General features: G+C 68.3%; 20 protein-coding genes. 3 read left to right on the top strand and 17 right to left on the bottom strand.

Annotation, left to right across the window (positions count from 1 at the left end):
- Positions 1-302: 302 nt before the first annotated feature.
- A complete protein-coding gene (locus FHS28_RS08170) occupies positions 303-1,430 on the top strand; it encodes a tetratricopeptide repeat protein (protein ID WP_088450221.1) in 1,128 nt (375 codons plus the stop codon).
- An 11-nt stretch (positions 1,431-1,441) separates the two neighbouring features.
- Here FHS28_RS08170 and FHS28_RS08165 read toward each other — a convergent pair whose 3' ends face one another.
- The 3 genes from FHS28_RS08165 to FHS28_RS08155 all read right to left on the bottom strand — a co-directional run bounded on the left by FHS28_RS08165 (position 1,442) and on the right by FHS28_RS08155 (position 4,133).
- Positions 1,442-1,786 carry a YkgJ family cysteine cluster protein gene (locus tag FHS28_RS08165; RefSeq protein WP_088450219.1) on the bottom strand — a complete coding sequence of 115 codons (345 nt, stop codon included), beginning with the start codon at positions 1,784-1,786 and terminating at the stop codon, positions 1,442-1,444.
- Between the two features lie 71 nt (positions 1,787-1,857).
- Entirely contained in the window at positions 1,858-3,327 is a 1,470-nt protein-coding gene (locus FHS28_RS08160; RefSeq protein WP_088450217.1) for a serine/threonine protein kinase, read from the bottom strand.
- 47 nt (positions 3,328-3,374) lie between these two features.
- On the bottom strand, positions 3,375-4,133 hold the full coding sequence (locus FHS28_RS08155) for a metallophosphoesterase family protein (RefSeq protein ID WP_088450215.1): 759 nt from the start codon (positions 4,131-4,133) through the stop codon (positions 3,375-3,377).
- 200 nt (positions 4,134-4,333) lie between these two features.
- On the opposite strand from FHS28_RS08155, the gene FHS28_RS08150 reads away from it, so the two are divergent.
- Positions 4,334-5,233, top strand: a complete 900-nt coding sequence (locus FHS28_RS08150) for a substrate-binding periplasmic protein (RefSeq protein WP_184294387.1) — start codon at positions 4,334-4,336, stop codon at positions 5,231-5,233.
- Positions 5,234-5,425: 192 nt separating this feature from the next.
- Complete coding sequence (locus tag FHS28_RS08145; RefSeq protein WP_088450211.1) at positions 5,426-6,139, top strand: class I SAM-dependent methyltransferase; 714 nt, start codon at positions 5,426-5,428, stop codon at positions 6,137-6,139.
- Positions 6,140-6,143: 4 nt separating this feature from the next.
- Here the strand turns inward: FHS28_RS08145 and FHS28_RS08140 are convergent, their stop codons facing one another.
- From FHS28_RS08140 to FHS28_RS08075, 14 genes are read right to left on the bottom strand one after another with little or no spacing between them, the layout of a single operon-like run.
- The gene (locus FHS28_RS08140; protein ID WP_088450209.1) at positions 6,144-6,878 is read right to left on the bottom strand and encodes a 4'-phosphopantetheinyl transferase family protein; all 735 of its coding nucleotides are present in this window, start codon (positions 6,876-6,878) and stop codon (positions 6,144-6,146) included.
- A 32-nt stretch (positions 6,879-6,910) separates the two neighbouring features.
- Positions 6,911-7,336: a hypothetical protein gene (locus tag FHS28_RS08135; protein ID WP_088450207.1), complete on the bottom strand. Its 426-nt coding sequence runs from the start codon at positions 7,334-7,336 to the stop codon at positions 6,911-6,913.
- Positions 7,337-7,389: 53 nt separating this feature from the next.
- On the bottom strand, positions 7,390-7,842 hold the full coding sequence (locus tag FHS28_RS08130) for an excinuclease ATPase subunit (RefSeq protein ID WP_088450205.1): 453 nt from the start codon (positions 7,840-7,842) through the stop codon (positions 7,390-7,392).
- A gap of 57 nt (positions 7,843-7,899) precedes the next feature.
- On the bottom strand, positions 7,900-9,138 hold the full coding sequence (locus tag FHS28_RS08125; protein ID WP_088450202.1) for a beta-ketoacyl-ACP synthase: 1,239 nt from the start codon (positions 9,136-9,138) through the stop codon (positions 7,900-7,902).
- On the bottom strand, positions 9,135-9,860 hold the full coding sequence (locus FHS28_RS08120; protein ID WP_088450199.1) for a 3-ketoacyl-ACP reductase FabG2: 726 nt from the start codon (positions 9,858-9,860) through the stop codon (positions 9,135-9,137). Before FHS28_RS08120 ends, FHS28_RS08125 begins: the two co-directional genes overlap by 4 nt.
- Entirely contained in the window at positions 9,857-10,315 is a 459-nt protein-coding gene (locus FHS28_RS08115; protein ID WP_088450197.1) for a hotdog family protein, read from the bottom strand. Before FHS28_RS08115 ends, FHS28_RS08120 begins: the two co-directional genes overlap by 4 nt.
- Positions 10,308-11,486, bottom strand: coding sequence for a beta-ketoacyl-ACP synthase (locus tag FHS28_RS08110; protein WP_088450195.1), 1,179 nt, complete (start codon positions 11,484-11,486; stop codon positions 10,308-10,310). The genes FHS28_RS08115 and FHS28_RS08110 overlap by 8 nt, the downstream gene beginning before the upstream one ends.
- Positions 11,483-12,088 (bottom strand): DUF3261 domain-containing protein, encoded by a 606-nt coding sequence (locus FHS28_RS08105; protein WP_088450193.1) that lies wholly within the window; start codon positions 12,086-12,088, stop codon positions 11,483-11,485. Before FHS28_RS08105 ends, FHS28_RS08110 begins: the two co-directional genes overlap by 4 nt.
- Complete coding sequence (locus FHS28_RS08100; protein WP_088450191.1) at positions 12,085-13,161, bottom strand: SAM-dependent methyltransferase; 1,077 nt, start codon at positions 13,159-13,161, stop codon at positions 12,085-12,087. Before FHS28_RS08100 ends, FHS28_RS08105 begins: the two co-directional genes overlap by 4 nt.
- Complete coding sequence (locus tag FHS28_RS08095) at positions 13,154-15,451, bottom strand: MMPL family transporter (protein ID WP_088450189.1); 2,298 nt, start codon at positions 15,449-15,451, stop codon at positions 13,154-13,156. The genes FHS28_RS08100 and FHS28_RS08095 overlap by 8 nt, the downstream gene beginning before the upstream one ends.
- Complete coding sequence (locus FHS28_RS08090) at positions 15,448-16,056, bottom strand: LolA family protein (RefSeq protein WP_088450187.1); 609 nt, start codon at positions 16,054-16,056, stop codon at positions 15,448-15,450. The genes FHS28_RS08095 and FHS28_RS08090 overlap by 4 nt, the downstream gene beginning before the upstream one ends.
- The gene (locus FHS28_RS08085; RefSeq protein WP_088450185.1) at positions 16,053-16,469 is read right to left on the bottom strand and encodes an acyl-CoA thioesterase; all 417 of its coding nucleotides are present in this window, start codon (positions 16,467-16,469) and stop codon (positions 16,053-16,055) included. Before FHS28_RS08085 ends, FHS28_RS08090 begins: the two co-directional genes overlap by 4 nt.
- Positions 16,462-18,021: an HAL/PAL/TAL family ammonia-lyase gene (locus FHS28_RS08080; RefSeq protein ID WP_221193818.1), complete on the bottom strand. Its 1,560-nt coding sequence runs from the start codon at positions 18,019-18,021 to the stop codon at positions 16,462-16,464. The genes FHS28_RS08085 and FHS28_RS08080 overlap by 8 nt, the downstream gene beginning before the upstream one ends.
- Positions 17,969-18,898: a lysophospholipid acyltransferase family protein gene (locus tag FHS28_RS08075; protein ID WP_088450663.1), complete on the bottom strand. Its 930-nt coding sequence runs from the start codon at positions 18,896-18,898 to the stop codon at positions 17,969-17,971. Before FHS28_RS08075 ends, FHS28_RS08080 begins: the two co-directional genes overlap by 53 nt.
- Between the last annotated feature and the right edge of the window lie 19 nt (positions 18,899-18,917).

The raw sequence follows: 18,917 nt of genomic DNA, 5'->3' as shown, positions 1-18,917 counted from the left end.
GTCGCATCCCGCGTGCAAGGGCGCGCGCGCGGGTCTAGTATCTGCGTCAGCAGCCCACAACAGAGGCTGCGTCGGAGATCGCGATGTCTACGCTGCTGGATGTTCGATGGGATGACGCGTTGAGACCCTCACCGGAGCGCTGGGTCGGGCCTTGGGCCGCGGCCCAGGCTCGGGGAGCCATGGCGAATGCGGCGATGTGTGCGGCGATGTGTGCGGCTAGGTATGCGGCTGCACCAGCAGCAATCCATGCGCTTCTGCGCCGACCCGGTCGCCTGCTGGCCTCTGCGGGTCTGGCCCTTCTGATGGCCATGCTCTCCGCCTGCGCGGTGGCGCCATTGCGCGACGACGTGCCGCCGACGGCCCTGGTCCACGACAAGCTCTTTCCACCCCAGCAGGAGGTCATCGACGCCGACCGCATCCTGGCCCCGAGTGCCGGCATGCGGACCTTCATCGCACAGCGACTGACCCACGGCCTACGGGGCCGCGAACCGCGCGACGTGCTGGTGGAAGCCCTGGGCGCCCCGGGTCAGCTGCGGCTGGAATACGACGCCGAGATGACCCGTACCGCGGGCGAGGCCTTTGATGCCCGCATGGGCAACTGCCTGTCGCTGACGCTGATGACGGCGTCCTTCGCCCGCGAGCTCGGTATCCCGGTGACCTTCCGTCAGATCTACCAGGAGGAGCAGGTCAGCCGCGTGGCCGACCTGCAGGTCGTCTCCGGCCATGTGAACATCGGCCTGGGCCGTCGTCCCACCGACTTCCGTGTGCTGGGCGATCAGGAGACCATCACCGTGATCGACTTTCTGCCCGGTGTCCAGATCCGGCGGCAGCGGGCGATGGAGCTGGACGAGTCCACGGTGGTGGCGATGTACATGAACAATCGCGCCGCCGAATGGATGGCGCAGGGCATGCTGGACCGCGCCTACTGGTGGGCGCGGGCGGCGTGGCTGCAGTCGTCGCATCTGACCTCTGCGCTGAACACGCTGGGCGTGGTGTATCGACGGCACGGGGATGTGCAGCCAGCGGAGCAGGCGTTCCGGGAAGTGCTGCGACGGGAGCCGGGCAATCTTCAGGCGATGTCCAACCTGGCGCAGCTGCTGCGGGCCGCCGACCGTGTCGCCGAGGCCAAGGTGCTGGAGGACCAGCTCGCGAAGCTCGAGCCTTTTCCGCCCTTCAAGTTCTTTGATCTGGGCGTGGCCGCGATGCGCGACGGCGATGCTATGAAGGCGCGGCGCTATTTCCTCAAGGAAATCGACCGCTCTGCCTACTACCACGAGTTTCATTTCTGGCTGGCGCTGGCCAATGCCCAGCTCGGCCGCTGGGACGAGGTGCGGTCGTCGTTGGCACAGGCGGAGGCATTGAGCACCAGCGTGCGCCAGCGGCAGTTGTACGCGGCCAAGCTCGAAAGCCTGCGCGCCAGGATGCACTAGGACGTCGGCGCTCAGCCGTTCAACGGCGGCAGCCCGTGGCGGGCGCGTGCGCGGTTGCAGGGATCGTCGCCCAGTCCCAGGGGCGCGCGCATCCCAAACTCGCGGCATGGCGACGGCCGCCATTCGTAGATGCCGCAACTGGCCTTCTGACCCACCTGGCCTTGCAATGCGGCGCAGCGAGGTGCCGCATGGTCGGTGCCACGCATGCGGCACAGATGGTCCGTGAGCGACACGGCCAGTCCATCGGGCACGCTGCCGCCTTCACTCATCAGCTCCATGCGGGAGAAATCGACGCGGAAGCTCGCACAGCAGGCACCGCAGTGGGTGCAGGGGTTGTCGGAGACGGTGAAGGACATCCCGGCAGTGTAGTGGGACCCCCGTGCCGTTCCTTGCCTTGCCTCGTCTTGCCGGACGCCAGCCCCTGCGCTCAGCGCGCTGCTGGCGTGACGGCGGGTTCCGGGAGCGGCGGCTCGCGCACCACCGTCACGGTGCAGGTGCACTGCGTCACCACCTGCGTGGACACGCTGCCCAGATACCGCCGCAGCGCAGAGCTGCCCCGCGCGCCCATCACCACATGGTCCACGCCGGTGCGTGCCGCGAATTCGATCAGGGCATCAGCCGCATCGGGTGCTTCCAGCACATGAAAGGTCAGGCGGCCGTCCTCCAGGGCCAGGCCATGGGTCATCGGATGCGCCCAGTTCTTCAGTGCGATCAGCTGCTGCACATGATGGCTGCGTCCCTGGGCGTCGGTGAGTTCATCCATGCCGATGCGCGCGGTTTTCATCACGCCCACGCAGGCCAGTCGCGCCCCAGGCTCGGTCGCCAGCAGCCGCTGCACCACATCGCGCAGCGCTTCAAGCAATCCCTCGCTCGCGCCCTGCACATCCACCGCCGCCATGATCACCGGGCTGCGTGCCACCTGCGCACCGACCGACACCGGCGCCTGCGGCTCGGCCCCCATGGCCAGGAACCACCGCTTGAAGCGCCTCACAAGGCCGCTGCGCTCCACGCGATGGGCGCGCGCGGTGAGCGGCACGGCATCGGGGCGTTGCAGGTCCAGGGCCAATTGCGTGGCGCTCTGATAACGGCGCTCCGCCCGCACTTCCAGGCAATGCAGCACCACCTCCTGGAACCAGGGCGGCAGCTCGGGCCGGATGGCACGCGGCGGAATCGGCTCCACATACAGCCGCCGACGCAGCTGCCGCACCGAGGTCGGCTGCCCGAACGGACGCTCACCGGTAGCAAGGTGATACAGCATCACCCCCAGCGCGAAGAGGTCGCTGCGCGGATCGTTGCGCACGAACTGCACCTGCTCGGGCGACATGTACGGGCCCGTGCCCATCGGCAGTGAAAACTCTTCTTCGAGCAGGTCGGGCAGGAAGTCGTGGCGGGAGAGGCCAAAGTCCACCAGCACCACCGAGCCATCGGCCCGGCGCAGAATATTGCTGGGCTTGATGTCCAGATGCACCAGATGCTGATGATGCAGATCGGTCAGCGCATGCGCCACCTGGATGCCGATCTCCACCACCTCCACCAATGGCAAGGGCGCGCGGTCCAGCAGCGGACGCAGGCTGTCCGCCTGGATGTGCTCCATCACGATGTAGGCCTGACGCCGCCAGTCCCCGCGCGCCACGAACCGCGGCACATGCGGACCCTTGAGCGCAGGCAGGATCATCTGCTCCACCTCGAAGCCGACGATGCTGGCCGGGTCCTCGCCGCCCTTGATGCGGGGCACCTTCATGATCAGCGGGAACGCTTCGTTCGGCAGCGGTGTTTCGCGTCGCACCTTCCAGAGGTTGGCCATGCCGCCCTGATGCAGCCGCTCTTCCAGCACAAAACCGTCCAGCACCTGTCCGGGCTGCAAAGGGTAGGGGATGGGGCTGGGCGCTTCGGTCATCGAGGGCGGGGCATCCTGCTGTGAAACGCTGGGAGCTTACTCGGTGGTCAACGTCCGAGCACCAGCCGCTGCGCCAATCGTTCCGCCAGCGCCGGGGGCAAACCCTTGGCCGCGCGGATGGCGGCGACGGCCGCTTCCACGTCGTACGGCACACGCTGGTAGGCGAGGTCGCCGCTGTCGTGGTCAAACACCGCATAACAGGCGGCCGGGTTGCCGTCCCGCGGCTGGCCGCAGGCGCCCGGAATCACCAGCCACTGCCGGTTGGGCAGCAGCGGAATCGGAATGCCGGGCTGCGGACGGAAGTCGCCGGCCTTGCCCGTGCCGGAGAGGTGGTAGAGCATCGGCTCATGCATGTGACCGCAGAAGGTGTAGCGGCAGTCGGTCGCATGCAGGCTGCGCATCGCCTCCAGCCGGCCCTGCACATAGGCGAAGCCGGCCGGGTCGAAGGCGTTCGCGTGGACGAAGAGACAGTCGTCCCACACCTCATGCAGCGGCAGGTCGCCCAGAAAGCGCAGCTGGTCCGGCGTGAGCTGGTTGCGGGTCCATTCGATGGCGGTGCGCGCGTCCTCATGCATCGTCGGATTCGGCCCGCGCGCCACCGCCAGGTCGTGATTGCCGGCCACCGCCACCGCGCCCTGGGCGCGCAAGGTCAGCACCTGGTCCACCACCCAGCCGGGGTCGCTGCCGTAGCCCACATAGTCGCCCAGCAAGGCAAAGCGCTCCACGCCTTGCGCGCGGGCGTGGGCCAGCACCGCGCTGAAGGCTTCGCGGTTGGCATGCAGGTCGGAAATCAAGGCAATCTTCATGGAGTCTCAAGCATGCCACGGCTGGCTGACGATGGGCTGATCCCAGGCAAGCGACGTACCGGCATCCGCGCAACGCGACCGAGGTCGCACCCCGGGCTTGGAGGTGCCCGGCGTGCGCCCGCTTTGTTACGCTTGCGGCCATGATCGGGGATCACACCCGAAGCGACAGGGATGCAGTGCCGCAGCAGGATAACGACAACATGCAAGCAGTGGAGTTCGGGGCCGGGGGCCGGCGTCGCGGCAATGCGGCCGGTGTCTGGTGGCGCAGTGGGGCCGGCCTGTGCATGGCGGCGCTGCTGTTGTGGGGTGAGTCGGCCGCAGCGGCCTGCTCCCGCGTCATGCGGGTGCCGGTGGCCACCATCGGGCTGAGCGTCACTGCGTCTGGCGGTGCGGTCGCTGGGGTTTACCCCGACGTGTTGCGCCGCATTGAAGCCGACAGCGGCTGCCGGTTTGAATTCTCGGTGGTGCCGCGAGCCCGGCTTGAGGCGATGTTCATCAGCGGGCAGGCAGACCTGCTGCTGCCGGCCACCCGGACCCCGGCGCGGGATGCCCGGGGCCACTTTGTGCCCATGGGCAAGGCGCGGGCGGTGATGATTTCGCTCGCTTCGGATCGTCCGGGCGTGAGCAGCCTGCAGGAACTGCTGGACCGTCGTGATCTTCGAGTGGCACTGGTGCGGGGCTTCGACTATGGCGAGGCCTACCAGCAGATCATTCCGCAGTTGAAGGACCAGCAGCGGCTGGTGATGGAAGCGGACCCGGTGGCGGTGGTCCGGGCGCTCGAGCGCGGCCTGGCGGACGTCACCGTGATGGCCCCCTCCATCCTCGCCGGCACGCTGCTGCAGGACAGCCGCAGCCGCCCCATGCTGGACCGCCTTCGTTATGAGCCGCTGGCCGAGTTGAATTGGGGCGACAACGGCGTCTACCTCTCGCCGCAACTCAGTGCGGCGGACCGGGAGCAGTTGACCGAGCTGCTGGACAAAGCCGCGCGCAGTGGCGTGTTCTGGAAGGCGGTGCAGCGCCACTATCCGCCGGGCAGTTATGAAGAGGGCTTGCGGGCGCTCAGTCCGGCCCCGCTGGCGCCGCCGGCCCAGACCAAGTGACGGTACCGCGCTGACTCGGTCCTTCGGGGCCGTTCCCGCTGCGCCTGCGCGTACGGGCCGAATTCCCGCTGCAAGCCTTGACGAAAGGCCTACTTTCGCACGGTGCGCAGGTGGGCAGGTCCGATAAACTTTCCGGCCTGCACCACTGACAAAAAGCGCGACGGCCTACGGCCCGACGCGCCCACCCTCTCCATGACTTCGCCCTCCCTGGCCAGCCGGAAGCTGGCCTTCGTTCCCGAAACGCGTTTTGGGATCTGGTTCCTGTCGACCGCCACCTGGCGTGTGCATGTGCTGGCCCGGGCGCTGAATGATCTGCAGCGCATGGCGCCGGACCTGCCGCAGGGCGGTGTGGTGCTGGACATCGGTACCGGCCAGGGCCATTCGCTCCATGAGCTGGCCCAGCGCTTCAAGCCCACCCACATCCATGCGCTGGATCCGGAACCGGACTTCCCCGCGCACTGTGCGCCGATGCACAAGACCTGCCCGGTGCCGGTCACCCTGCATGAGGCCCATGCCGAGCGCATTCCGCTGCCGGATGCATCGGTCGACATGGTGCTGTGTCACCAGTCGCTGCATCACATCGTGGACCAGCCGACCGCGCTCGCCGAAATCTTCCGCGTACTGAAGCCGGGCGGCCACTTCCTGCTGGCGGAGAGCACCCGCGCCTACATCCACAGCTGGATCATCCGGTTGCTGTTCCGTCATCCGATGCAGGTGCAGCGCAGCGCGCCGGAGTTCCTGGACATGCTGCGTCAGGCCGGCTTCGAAGTGCGGGAGGACCGCATCAGCACGCCGTATCTCTGGTGGAGTCGGGTGGACCTGGGCGCCCGCGAATGGCTGGGCTTCGGCGTGCCGACGGAGCGGGAAGAGACGCTGCTCAACACCGTCGTCCGCAAGCCGGTCTGAACGCTCAGGCGGGATCGGTGCTGCGCCGCGATCGGCAGCGGCGCCAGATCCAGCCGGGCGGGCTGTCGATCACGTCCGGCAATGCGGGCACGGCGGCGAGTGCAACGAACAGGTCGCCGTGGCGGGTGAAGGCGGTGTCGGCGGTGTCGGCGGTGTCGGCGGTGCCGTCATCGAAATGCAGGCTGCGCATCAGCGCGAAGTCCAGGCCTTGCTGGCGTGCCTTCAGCCACGCCTCCTTGAGCGTCCACGCCTGCAGGAACGACGCGTCGCGCTGCTGCGGCAGCATCTGCGCCAGCGCGGCCTGATGCGCGTCGCCATGCACCATGCCCGCCAGGGCCACGACATCCCGTCGCTTGCGCGGACCTTCGATGTCCACCCCCACTGGCACGGCGGCCACTGCGCAGGCCACTTGCGTGCCATGGTGGCTGATTGAAACAAATACCGAGGCGGACGCCGCCACCTCGCAGGCGCCGCTGGCGGCCACCGTCAGCGTCGGCCAGTGATCGGTGCCCGGCGCACCCGCACCGCCCAGCCATTGCGCCACCGTCTGGCGTGCGAGCCATCGCCCCGCCAGGAACGTCTGTCGGCGAACGTCGGTGCTGAACGCCTCCCATCGGGCCCGCTCGCTGTCGCTGAGCCAGGCTAGGGACGCGGGCAGGCGCGCGATCAGCGCGGGCTGATCGGCGAGCCTGAACCGCAGCCGGGTGCTGCGTTCATCCGCGGCGGACAAGGTCTTCACACCCGGTGGCTGGGCACTGCGGACTCGGCGTCTTACTTGGCCGCTGCGAGCGTGGCCGCTTCAGTGGAGATCGAGCGGCTCAGGTTGCTCACCCAGGTGTTGTAGAACGGGTGGATCATGGCAGTGCCATTCGCCTGTTCGTACTTCATGTTGGTGCTGCCAACGTAGCGGATCTGAAAGCCGGTGGTGTCATAGCTGACATCCACGACGACCTCATGCTTGTTTTGCTTGATGTATTTCAGCTGCACCTTTCCGGCCTCCTCGCGGACCACGGTCCACTCGTGCTTCGCACCGCCGCGCACGATGGCCTGCTTGACCTGCTCGGCCGTCAGCGCATCGGCAGTGGCCGCCACGACCACGCGCTCCGGCTCGACCAGCGGCACGGTACTGCGGGCCTGCACGGCACCGAACACCAGGGCCAGTGCGAGACCGGCCATCATCTTCTTCATCATCGACATGGGAACTCCCTCTGAGTGTGGTTGGTTGAAATGAGTGGACCGAAGGCGCCGCCTTATTCGGCGATCTGGGCGTACGTGCCACGCAGGGCCACACCGATGATGATCGAGCCGGCATGGCATTCGAAATCGGTGGCGCTGCGGTATTCGGTTTTCTTGTAGTAGCTGACGATGTCCACCACGGCATTGCCGCCTTCGCGCTTGGCGCTGTTCTGCAGGCTGATCAGGGCCGACAGGGCGGCCCACTTGCAGCCGAATTCATCCGACTTGCCCACGCCATTGGTCTTGGGGTTGCTGACGTCGGTGGACAGGCGCTTGAGCACCCGGGGCGTCTGCGCGCCAGCCAGGAAGAACTTCATCGACGGATCCAGCTTGTCCTTGGCTTCCGGCATGGCCAGCACATCGGCCAGCGGAATGTGGAGCACCGTGTCGCGCGCCAGGACGGGGGCCGCATAGGTGGAAGCGGTGAGGGCGGCGGCCACGGCAGCGGCGAGGCAAAGAGGCTTCATGCAAGGTTCCTGTTCAAGGCAGTCAAGAAAACGGCTCCTCGGAGCCGGGGTCAGAACTCAGTCGAGCCGACGCAGGATCAACGAGGTGTTGATGCCGCCGAAGGCGAAATTGTTGGTCATGGCGAACTCGGTGTGCAGGGCACGGCCGCCCGCCTTGACATAGTCGAGGTCGCCGCAGCGCGGGTCTACCTGCTGCAGGTTCAGGGTGGGGGCAAACCAGCCGGTGCGCATCATCTCCAGCGTCATCCAGGCCTCCAGCGCGCCGCAGGCGCCCAGGGTGTGACCCATGTAGCTCTTGAGCGACGAGATCGCGACCTTCTCGCCGAACACCGAATGCGTGCCCTGGCTTTCGGCCACGTCGCCCTGGTCGGTGCTGGTGCCATGGGCGTTGACATAGGGGATGGCCGACGGCGGCAGGCCCGCATCCTCCAGCGCCAGTCGCATCGCCTGGGCCATGGTGGCGGACTGCGGCTGCGTCACGTGCGTGCCATCGCAGTTGGTGCCATAGCCGACGATCTCGCCCAGCATCCGCGCACCGCGGGCCTTGGCATGGTCGTAGTCTTCCAGCAGGAAGGTGCAGGCGCCTTCGCCCAGCACCAGACCGTCACGCTCGGCATCGAAGGGACGCGGCGTGGTGCGCGGCTGCTGGTTGTAGCGGGTGCTGGTGGCAAACAGGGTGTCGAAGACGGCGGCCTGCGTGGCATCGAGTTCTTCCGCACCGCCGGCCAGCATGGCGACCTGGCGGCCGCTCAGAATCGCTTCATAGGCGTAGCCCAACCCCTGGCTCCCCGAGGTGCAGGCGCTGCTGGTTGTGATGATGCGACCGGTGATGCCGAAAAACACGGCGATGTTGACCGTCGCCGTGTGCGACATCATCTTCACATAGGTGTTGGCATTGATGCCCTCGATGCTGCGTGAGGTGATCATCCGGCCGAAGTCGCCGACGGCGCCGGGCGTGCCGCTGGAGCTGCCAAAGCTCACACCAAGGCGGCCGCTGGTGACCAGCGGATCGCCGAGCAGGCCGGCCTGTTCCAGGGCCAGCTCCGCCGAGCGGGTGGCCATCTGGGCCACACGGCCCATGCTGCGCATGCTCTTGCGGTTGTAGCGGTCGGCCGGCAGTTCGAACGGCGCGCACGGCACGCCCACCTGGGTGTTCAGGCCTTCGTAGTCCGCCCAGGCCTGCATGCGCTGGACCTTGTTGGTCTCGGCGCGCAGGCTGTCCAGCATCGTGTCCACGTCATGCCCCAGCGGCGACAGCGCGCCGATGCCGGTGATGACGACTCTTTTCTTGCTCATCCGACCATCCCTCCGTTCACCGAAATCACCTGCCGCGTGATGTAGGCCGCATCGGCGCTCATCAGGAAGCTCACCGTAGCCGCCACTTCCTCCGGACGGCCAACCCGGCGCGCGGGGATGATCTTCAAGGCTTCTTCCGTGAGCGCCGCATCGATCATGTCGGTGTCGATCAGGCCGGGCGCCACGCAGTTCACGGTGATCTGGCGGCTGGCCAGCTCCACCGCCAACGCCTTGGTGGCGCCGATGATGCCGGCCTTGGCCGCGCTGTAGTTGACCTGACCGCGATTGCCCATCAGCCCGCTGACCGATGCCAGCGTCACGATGCGGCCGGGTGCCTTGCGACGCACCAGCGGCATGGTCAGCGGCTGCAGCACGTTGTAGAAGGCGTCGAGGTTGGTGTGGATGACATCGTCCCAGTCCTCGCCGCTCAGCGCGGGGAAGGCCCCGTCACGGGCGATGCCGGCGTTGCAGACCACGCCGTAGTAGCAGCCATGCGCTTCCACATCGGCCAGCAGCGCTTCGGCCGTGGCGGCGCGGTCGGCCACATCGAACTGCAGCACACGGGCTTCGCGGCCCATCGCCCGGATTTCCGCGGCGGCCGCTTCGGCCTGTCCGACTTCGCGGCGGCAGTGCAGCACCACGTCGTAACCGTCACGCGCCAGGCGCAGTGCAATGGCGCGGCCGATGCCGCGGCTCGATCCCGTCACCAGGACTGTACTCATGGGGTGTCTCCCTTCAGGAATTCGCTGGGGTCTTCCGGACCAAAAACAGTGATCGTGGCGCTGGCCAGCTCGGTCTCGCCGGCACGGATCTGGCAGTCGAACTGCCCCAGACCGTTGTCGGCCTGGTAGGTGCGGCGGACTTCCACCTGCAGCACTTGCCCGGCCGCATAACGGGCCACCGCCGTGCGGTAGCGGCGAGTGCCGAGCAGGAAGCCGATGCGCGGCGTCTGACCTTCGCGGCGGCCCCGCCATCCGGCCCAGGCAGCCACCGCCTGCGCCATGTATTCGATGCCCACCCAGGCATCGACGCCGCCGTCGCGGCTGAAGAGGCCGTCTTCCGGCACCCGCACCTCGGCCACCAGACGTTCGTCTTCGGCTTCCAGTACGCGGTCCAGCAGGCGCATGGCGCCGGCGTGCGGCACCAGCTCGGCCATGGGGGGCAGGGTGTCAGTCATGACTCAGGACCAGGCAGGCATTGTTGCCACCGAAAGCAAAGGAATTGCTCATCACGTGGCGAGGTGCACGCGGCAGGCGCTCGCCCGGCGACACCAGATGGATGGGGGGCAGGTCGGCATCCCGCTGCCCGTCGAAATGATGCACCGGCAGCTGGCCGTCGCCGGTCACCGTCAGCCAGGCGATGGCCGCTTCGATCGCGCCGGCGGCGCCAAGCGCATGCCCGGTCAGCGGCTTGGTCGAGGAAACGGGCAGGTCCAGGCCGAACAGCGCCGCCACGGCCTTGCTCTCCATGGCATCGTTCTGTGGCGTGGCCGTGCCATGCAGGTTCAGATAGCCGATGTCGCCGGGGCCCAGACCGGCGCGGGACAGCGCGGCGCGCATGGCGGCCAGTGCGCCGCGGCCGCCGGGTTCCGGTGCGGAGATGTGATGGGCGTCGGAGCTCTCACCGTATCCGGACAGGCGGACCGGCGAAGGATCGCGGCTCAGCACGAACAGCGCCGCACCTTCACCGATGTTGATGCCGGCGCGGGTGGCGCTCATCGGGCGGCACAGGGCCGGATCGACCGAGTCCAGCGCATGGAAGCCGGCGACGGTCATGCCGCACAGGGTGTCCACGCCGCCCACCAGCACCGCATCACACAGGCCGGCGCGGATCAGTCGCGCCCCGCTGGCCAGCGCCTTCGCACCGGATGAACAGGCGGTGGAGACGACATAGCTGGGGCCGCCCAGGCCGAGCAGTCGCGTCAACGTCAGCGCGGGTGAGCCCAGCTCCTGTTGCGCCACGTCGAAGGTCGGCGGGAGTGCGCCTTCACGGGCCAGCGCCGCCAGAGCGGCTTCGCTCTCGCTGACGCCGGAGGTGCTGGTGCCCAGCACCACCCCGATGCGGTGGGCGCCATGGGCCTGGATGGCCGCGTCCACCGAGGGCCGGATCTGCGCCAGTGCGGCCAGCAGCATCGCATTGTTGCGGCTGCGGGCGGGCAGGGGCAGTGCGTCCACGGAGGGCAAAGCGGTGCGCACCGCTCCCAGATGGACCGCATGGCCGGCCCAGACGCTCATGTTCTCGGCAACGCCCGAAGGCGTCGGCGCAAACACGGCAGTCCGCAACGCATCGAGGTCGGCGCCCGCGGCGCAGATCACCCCAGGCGTGTGGAGGTACAGCGGGTCGTTCATGAGCCCCCCAGCGGCTGAGAGTCGATCAGCAGGCGATACCCTTCCGCGGTGTTGAGGATCTCGACCTGATTCGGTGTCGGGCGGCGCACGGTCAGCTGAACGGCGGTGCCTTGCCGCAGGGTCTGGCCATCCGGCGTGGCGTCCCAGGTCCAGCCGGCGGGCAAGGCGCCGCGCACCGCGTCGGCCGGCCAGAAGACGAGGCACAGGTCGCGCAGCATGCGGTCGGTATCGACTTCCGCAGGCAGGCGCGGATGCCGCGTCACCTGCAGCTGCTGCCCATCCCACTGCATCAGGAGCACCCGCTGGCCCAGCGCAAAACCGGCCAGCAGCAGTCCCGACGCATTGAGCTGCAGCTGCACATCCACCTGCTGCGCACGCGCATCCGGGCGGTCCAGCCGCGTGACGCTGAGCCGCTGGCTGTAGGCCCAGCTGGCATCACCCAGCGCCGAGGGCGGCAGCCGCAGCAGCGGCAGTTCCACACGGGCGGCGGGGACCGAAGAGGCGGACGGTGCCGCGCAGCCGCCGAGCAGCGCGCCGGTGGACGCCATGCCCGCAGCAGTCAGCATGCGCGCGGCGAGGCGGAAGGTGTCGCGTCGCTTCATGCCTGCACCAATCGCATCAGGCTGTGGCAGTAGCCAATGCCGTCCCGCACCGTCTGCAGTCGCAGGCCGGCCGCTTCCGCCAGGCGGATGTAGTCCGCGCTCTCATAGACCTTGCTGTTGCCGCTGGCCATGGCGGTGAAGTAGGGGGAGGTGTTGATCAGGCAGTAGGCCGCGATGTCGTAGCGCTGGCGGTCCCAGAAGGTGTCCATCACCAGCACCTGACCGGTCGGGCTGAGGGCGGCGCGCACCCGGCGGAAGATGCTGGCGATCTGCTCCTCACCGAAGCAGCTGAGGAACTGGCTCATCCACACCAGGTCCATGTCGGCCGGCAGCGGCACGTCCGGGTCCAGCAGGTCGCGCGGATGGAAGTGGGCCCGGTCCCGCAGACCGGCCTGGGTCAGGTTGGCTTCGGCCAGGCCGAGCTGTGGCGGCAGGTCCACCAGATGAAGTTCCACCAGGGCATCGTGCGCCAGCGCCGCGCGGCTGAACTTGCCGGTGTTGGCGCCGATGTCCATCACCCGGCGCGGCACCGTGGCAAAGACGTCGGGCAGGATGTCCGGGAAGGACGTGTCCGAGTAGTGATGGTCAAAGGCGAACCAGCTCGACCGGGCCGGTTCCGGCAACTGGGACAGCGCCGGATAGATGCTGGTCCAGTCGCCCAGGTGGCTCAGACCCAGCGGCTTGCCGGCATCCAGGGAACGCTCCAGCTCGAACAGCCCCTGATAACAGACGTCATGCACGAAGTCGAAGTTGATGCGGGTGATGTCGTCGGAGATCAGGCAGAAGCCGGTCTTGTCCAGCTGCCAGCGACCGTCCTCGATCAGCACCACGCCGGCCGACAGGCAGGACTCCAGCACCAGCTTGAGCGCGTAGCGGCTCCAGCGGCCCATGGCTTCGAGCTCGTCCATCGTCGCCCCGCGGTCGCCGGTTTCGGCCAGCGCCTCCAGCATGCCGCGCTTCCAGGCGTAGCGCACGCAGTGGAAGACCACCGGGCCAAACGCGATCTTCTGGGCCTCGAAGCGGGCATCGAAAGCGCGCTGGCGAGGGGGCGAGAATTTCTTGGTCTCAAGCATGGGGCATGAACAACGGAGTGAGCAGCCAGGCCAGGAAGACGCCGAGCAGCAGCGTCAGCCCGAAGGCATGGAGGGCCGGTGTGCCGGACAGGGCCAGCAGACCGAAGGACAGCAGGGTGGACGCCGCGGCGAGCGTCACCGACAGAAACGGGCGGGTCTCTTCTCGGCCGGGTTGCTCCAGCAGGAAGATGCCGTAGTCCACCCCCAGCCCCAGCAGGATCAGCAGCGGCAGGATGTGAAAGAGCTGCAGCACCTGGCCGCACAGGGCCAGCAGTGCCACCGTCAGCAGGCTGGCCAGCGCCGTGGGCGCAAGGGCGCGCCACGCCGAAGCGCCAAAGCGCCAGGCCAGGGCCGCCCACGTGAGCAGGTAGGCGAGCACCAGCACGCCGGTCATCAGCTGGCGGTAGCGGCCCATCAGATGGCTCACTTCCTCGACCTTGTCGATCCAGGTGACGCCGTCGAGCTGCCACTGGGAGAGGGTGTGGCGGGTGTCCACGTTCAGAGTGCCGCGCAGCAGCACGGCGGTCGCCTGCTGGGTGCCGAGGCGGCCCAGCCACTGAGCACGCAGCGGCTCACTGGCGGGGCTGGCCAGCCAGGCCTGCGGTGTCAGCCCGCCGCTGGCGTTCGTCTCCGTGTTGGAAGCGGGCAAGACCGGCTGCTCGAGCCGCGCGGACAGCTCCGGCGCCAGGTCCTGCAGGCGACGCTGCAGCAGCGCACGGTCCTCCTGCTGGCGACGCAGCGAGGGCAGCCAGTCAGAGACGGCCTGCACCTGCACGCCCAGCGCGCGCAGCCGCGCGGTCAAGGCTTCTTCGCGTTCGAGCATCTGCTGCTCATCGTCGCCGCGCACCACAAAGAACTGTCCCACACCCGGGGCCTGGATCAGCCGCGCGAATTCACGCTGTTGATCCAGCAGGGTGGCGGGCGCGGACTGCAGCTGGCGGATGTCGTCGTCCGCCCGCAGTCGGCTCAGACCCGCCAGGCTCACCAGCAGGCAGCCCAGCGACAGCAGCAGCAGACCCCGGCGGCTGAGACTCGGCCAGCAGGCGCGGCGCGAGCCCAGCCAGTGGGCAAAGCGGGTGGGCGACTGAATGCCGGCCCCATCCAGCAGCGGCACCCACCACAGCACCGTCACGAACGCGGCCACGAGCCCGGTGCCGGAGAACACTGCCACCTGACGCAGCCCGGGGAAGGGCGGCAGCGCCAGCAGGGCATAGCCGATGACGGTGGTCAGCATGGCGAGGCTGACGATCGGAATCTGGCGCTGGAGCATCGCCCAGCGTTCCTCCGGTTGCAGCCCCTGTCGGGCGCTGAAGTAGTTGCTGCCGTAGTTTTCCGCCACGCCCAGCAGGCTGGCACCGAACACCAGGGTCACCAGATGCAGCTCGCCAAAGCACAGCAGGCTCACCGAGGTGGCGACCAGCAGGCCCACCGCCATCGACAGCATCACGAGCAGGCGCGGACGCACCGAGCGGAAGGCCAGCAGGGTCAGCGCCACGATGCCAAGGAAGGAGCCCAGGCCGATGGTGTGGATCTCCGATTGGGCCTGCTCGGACGCCGCGGCCGCGAACAGCGGCACGCCGGCCTGAAGCACCTGCGCCCCCGCGGCACGGGCGGCCTGCGCGGCCGTTTCGAGCCGAGGCAGCACCGCGCGCTGGGCGCCGATCGAGAAGCCCGAGCCCGGCAGTTCGACCAGGATCAGGGCGTAGTGGTGGTCCGGCTGCTGCGGGTCGGTCAGCATCAGCCGACCGTCCTGCACCCGCACCCGGCTGCCCTGCGCACGTTCCGCCAGCCACTGGCCGAAGAGGTTCAAGGGATCGTCCGACCAGGGACCAATGCGCGGTCCGCCAATCGGTTGATAAAGCCCGGCCAGGGCGGTATCGGCCAGCGCCGCGGTCGACGCCTGGCGCAGCTGTTCCCGCCATGCCGGCGTCAGCAGCCCGCTGCGCACCGGTCCGAACAGCGACAGCCAGGCCTGCTGCTCCCCATCGGCCACACGGTGGCGCGCCGGCAGGTCGCCGAGTGCCTGCAGGAAGGCATCGGCCGCCGCTTTGGCCATCGCCGCATCGCCGCCGCCCACCAGGATGCTGATGCGGCGTGCGCCGGCGTCGGCCAGGGCCTGGGTGGCGAGCGCTGCTTCAGGGCGTTGCTCGTCCCGCGGCAGCATCGCCAGCACATCGGTGACCGGCGCATGGCCCAACACGGCCCAATACCAGGCGTTGTGGGCCAGGCAGGCGAGCACGAGCACGAGCCACAGGCCCGCCAGGCGCCGGGTGATGCGTTCAAGGTTCACTGGAACAGGGACGGTTCAGGCGCGACGTCGGGTCGCAGGTTGTCCAGCTGGATCACGCTCTCGTCGCCATTCGCTTCGAACAGCTGGATGCGTCGGACGAAGCTGTTGCCCTCCAGCGCCACGCGCTGAAGCACCTGGCGCAGCGGACCGGGCTTGGGCAGCAGGGACAGCTGCCAACGCTCGTCCTGCGCCTCGCCACTGACGTCGAACAGGTCGCCCAGGCTGCTCACGTCGCCGTTGAGCAGCGAGAACATCAGCGTGTTGATCACCCGCACCGCCGGCTCGCGGGAGGCTTCCAGCTTCATCGCCGTCTGGCCGCCCTGCGTCGCGCGGATCTCATCGCGCGTCAGCCGAAGCTCACTGGCAAAGGGTTGGGTGGTGCGCCACAGCACACCGAGGCCGCGGGCCAGCACGAAGTCCCCGCGCGACACCAGTGGCTTCGCAAAGCCCGGCACCTTCTTGGTCTGGACGAACTCGCCGCGGAGCCATTCCGGCTGCTTCAGGCGGCGGCGCACCTTCTGCGCCACGTCGGTGGCGTCGGGCGCGGCAGCGGCGAGGCCACCCCAGCCCACAATGGCCAGCATCAGGAGGGAGCGGCGCTTCATTCGGGCCTCACGCCAAGACGGTCCCACAGCACCTGCGGGCAGACGAACAGCATCTCGCGCGAGGCGATGTCCACCGCCACCTGGATGGTGGTGGCCTTGTTGATCACCTTGCCGGTGTGGGCATCGCGGATGACGTATTCGATCTTGAGCCGGTTCTCCCATTCGACGATCTCGGCCCGCACAATGACCTGACGTCCGTAGGGCAGCATGTCCACGTACTTGAGCCGCATGTCCACGATGGGCCAGGCATACCCGGACTCGCGCATCTGCGGATAGTCGTAATCGAAGCGGCTCAGCAGGGCATTGCGGGCCAGCTCCAGATATTTGACGTAATGGCCGTGCCAGACGATGTCCATCGGATCCAGGTCATGGAAGGCCGGACTCAGCGAGATCTCATGGAAGAGCTCAGGCATACAGGCTCCAGCTGCGTGCACGGATGGCGCCCATCAGGGCCCGCAGTTCAGCATCCAGGGCACGGTCTTCCACCACCAGCGGCATCCGGTCCGAGAGGTCGTCCAGCATGGCGGCCAGGGCCGGCGTGAGCACCAGCGGCCCCAGACGTTCGCGCAGGCCCATGCCCTGGCGGGCGGCCATCAGTACACCGGCGGCCACCTGCTCGGTGAGGTCCAGCACCCGTAGCGCATCACGCGCGGCGATGGTGCCCATGCTGACCTTGTCCTGGTTGTGGCATTCGGTCGAGCGGCTGAACACCGAGGCTGGCATGGTCTGCTTGAGCGCTTCGGCCGTCCAGGCCGAGACGCTGATCTGCAGTGCCTTGAGGCCATGATTGATCGGCGCGCGCTCCCCGCTCGCGCCACTCAGATTCGCGGGCAGGCCGTGGTTGTAGCGCGCATCCACCATCAGGGCCAGTTGGCGGTCCAGCAGGTCGGCCAGGTTGGCGACGGCGGTCTTGAGCGTGTCCATCGCCATGGCGATATGGCCGCCGTAGAAATGACCGCCGTGCAGGACCCGTTCATTCACCGGGTCGATCAGCGGATTGTCATTGGCGCTGTTGAGCTCGTTCTCGATCAGCTGGCGCAGCCAGGGCAGGGCGTCTTCCAGCACGCCCACCACATGCGGGGCACAGCGCAGCGAATAGCGGTCCTGCAGGCGCTGGTCGTTGCGGGACGGGCGCTCGCTGGCGAGGTCGGCGCGCAGCCGCTCGGCGACCCGCTGCTGGCCGGCGTGCGGCTTGGCGGCGAACAGCGTTTCGTCGAAGTGATGGGCATTGCCGGCGCTGGCCACGACGTTCATCGCGGTGATGCGGGTGGCGAGCTGCGCCAGGTACTCGGCGCGTTCGTAGGCGAGGCAGGCCAGACCCGTCATCACGGCCGTGCCGTTCATGATGGCCAGGCCTTCCTTTGGCCGCAGCTTCAGCGGAGTGGCACCGACGGCACGCAGCGCCTCGGCGGCGGGCACCGTCTCGCCGTTCATCCGGACTTCGCGTTCACCGCACAGCACGGCGGCCAGGTAGGACAGCGGCGTCAGGTCGCCGCTGGCGCCGACCGAGCCTTCGCTCGGAATCAGTGGCAGCAGGTCGTGCTTCAGCAGCAACTCGATCTGGCGCAGCAGGTCCAGGCTGACGCCCGACATGCCCTGGCACAGCGAAGCCAGCCGCGCGCCGAGCACCGCGCGGGTCTGCGGCTCGGTCAGCATCGCACCGGCGCCGATGCCGTGGTAGGTGTAGAGGTGATGCGGCAGCTCCGGCACCAGGGCCGGCGGCACGGCGACGGTGCAGGAGTCGCCATAACCGGTGGTCACGCCATAGATCACGCCGTCTTCCGCCAGCAGTCGGGCAACGAAGTCGGCGCCGGCCTGGATGCGGCGCTGGAATTCGGGCGACGGCCCGAGCTGGGCCGTGGCCTCGCGGCGTGACAGGGCGCAGATGTCTTCGATCCGCAGGGGCTGGCCGTCAAACGGGATGGGCTGCATGGGCGTCGTTCCGGGGGCGGTCCCAGAAGGCATAGAAGTTGAACCAGTCATAGGGAGAGCGTTGCAGCCGGAGCGTCAGCGCGTCGGCGAAGCGTTGGGCGTAGACGGCCAGTGCCGCTTCGCGGGAGCGACGCGGCAGCTCGACGGTGTCGGCCAGCGTCTCGAATTCCAGGGCGTAGCCGCGGCCTTCATGGAGGCTCAGCATCAGGTAGAGCGGGCATTGCAGCAGGCCCGCAATCAGATAGGGGCCGACCGGGAAGTCCGCCATGCCGCCGAGAAAGGGCACGGGCACCGTCTTGCTGCCGCGCACCGGCACCCGGTCGCCAGCGATGGCGATGAACTCACCCGCCTCGACCTTGGCGGCGAGCTTGAGGGTCAGCGCCATGTCCAGATCCGTCACCTCGATCAGCGCGACCTCGGTCTGCGGACGCAGACGCCGCAGGATGCGGTTGAAGGCCTCGGCATGGCGGGTGTGCACCAGCACATTGACCTTGAAGTCCGGCCGGCGCTCGGCCAGCGCCTGGCACAGCTCCAGGCAGCCCATGTGGGCGGTGACCAGCACGCCGCCTCGGCCGGAGCGGGCCTGGGCGTGGATCAGGTCGGCGCCGCGTTCCTGCACCCGCTCCATCGGATAACGGCCGGCCATGGCGAGCAGCTTGTCGAGCATGGTTTCGGCGAAGAGGCGCACATGGGCCACGCCCTGGCGCCAGCCGGCATCCGGCCGCAGGCGTCGCAGGTAGCCCAGGCTGTGAGCGCGCAGCTCGGGGCGGGTCATCCAGTAGGTGAGCACCACCGGCCACAGCAGTGCGCGGAACACGGTGCGGCCGAGCAGGCGATGCACGATGAACAGCACCCAGATGCCGGCCACGAAGGTGCTTTCGCCCATCGCCGCCCAATGGCGTGAGGACATGCGCGAAGGCAAGCGTGAC

Source organism: Roseateles terrae, from assembly GCF_014192155.1.
GTDB lineage: Bacteria > Pseudomonadota > Gammaproteobacteria > Burkholderiales > Burkholderiaceae_C > Roseateles > Roseateles terrae.
This window is presented reverse-complemented; position numbering and strand designations above follow the sequence as displayed.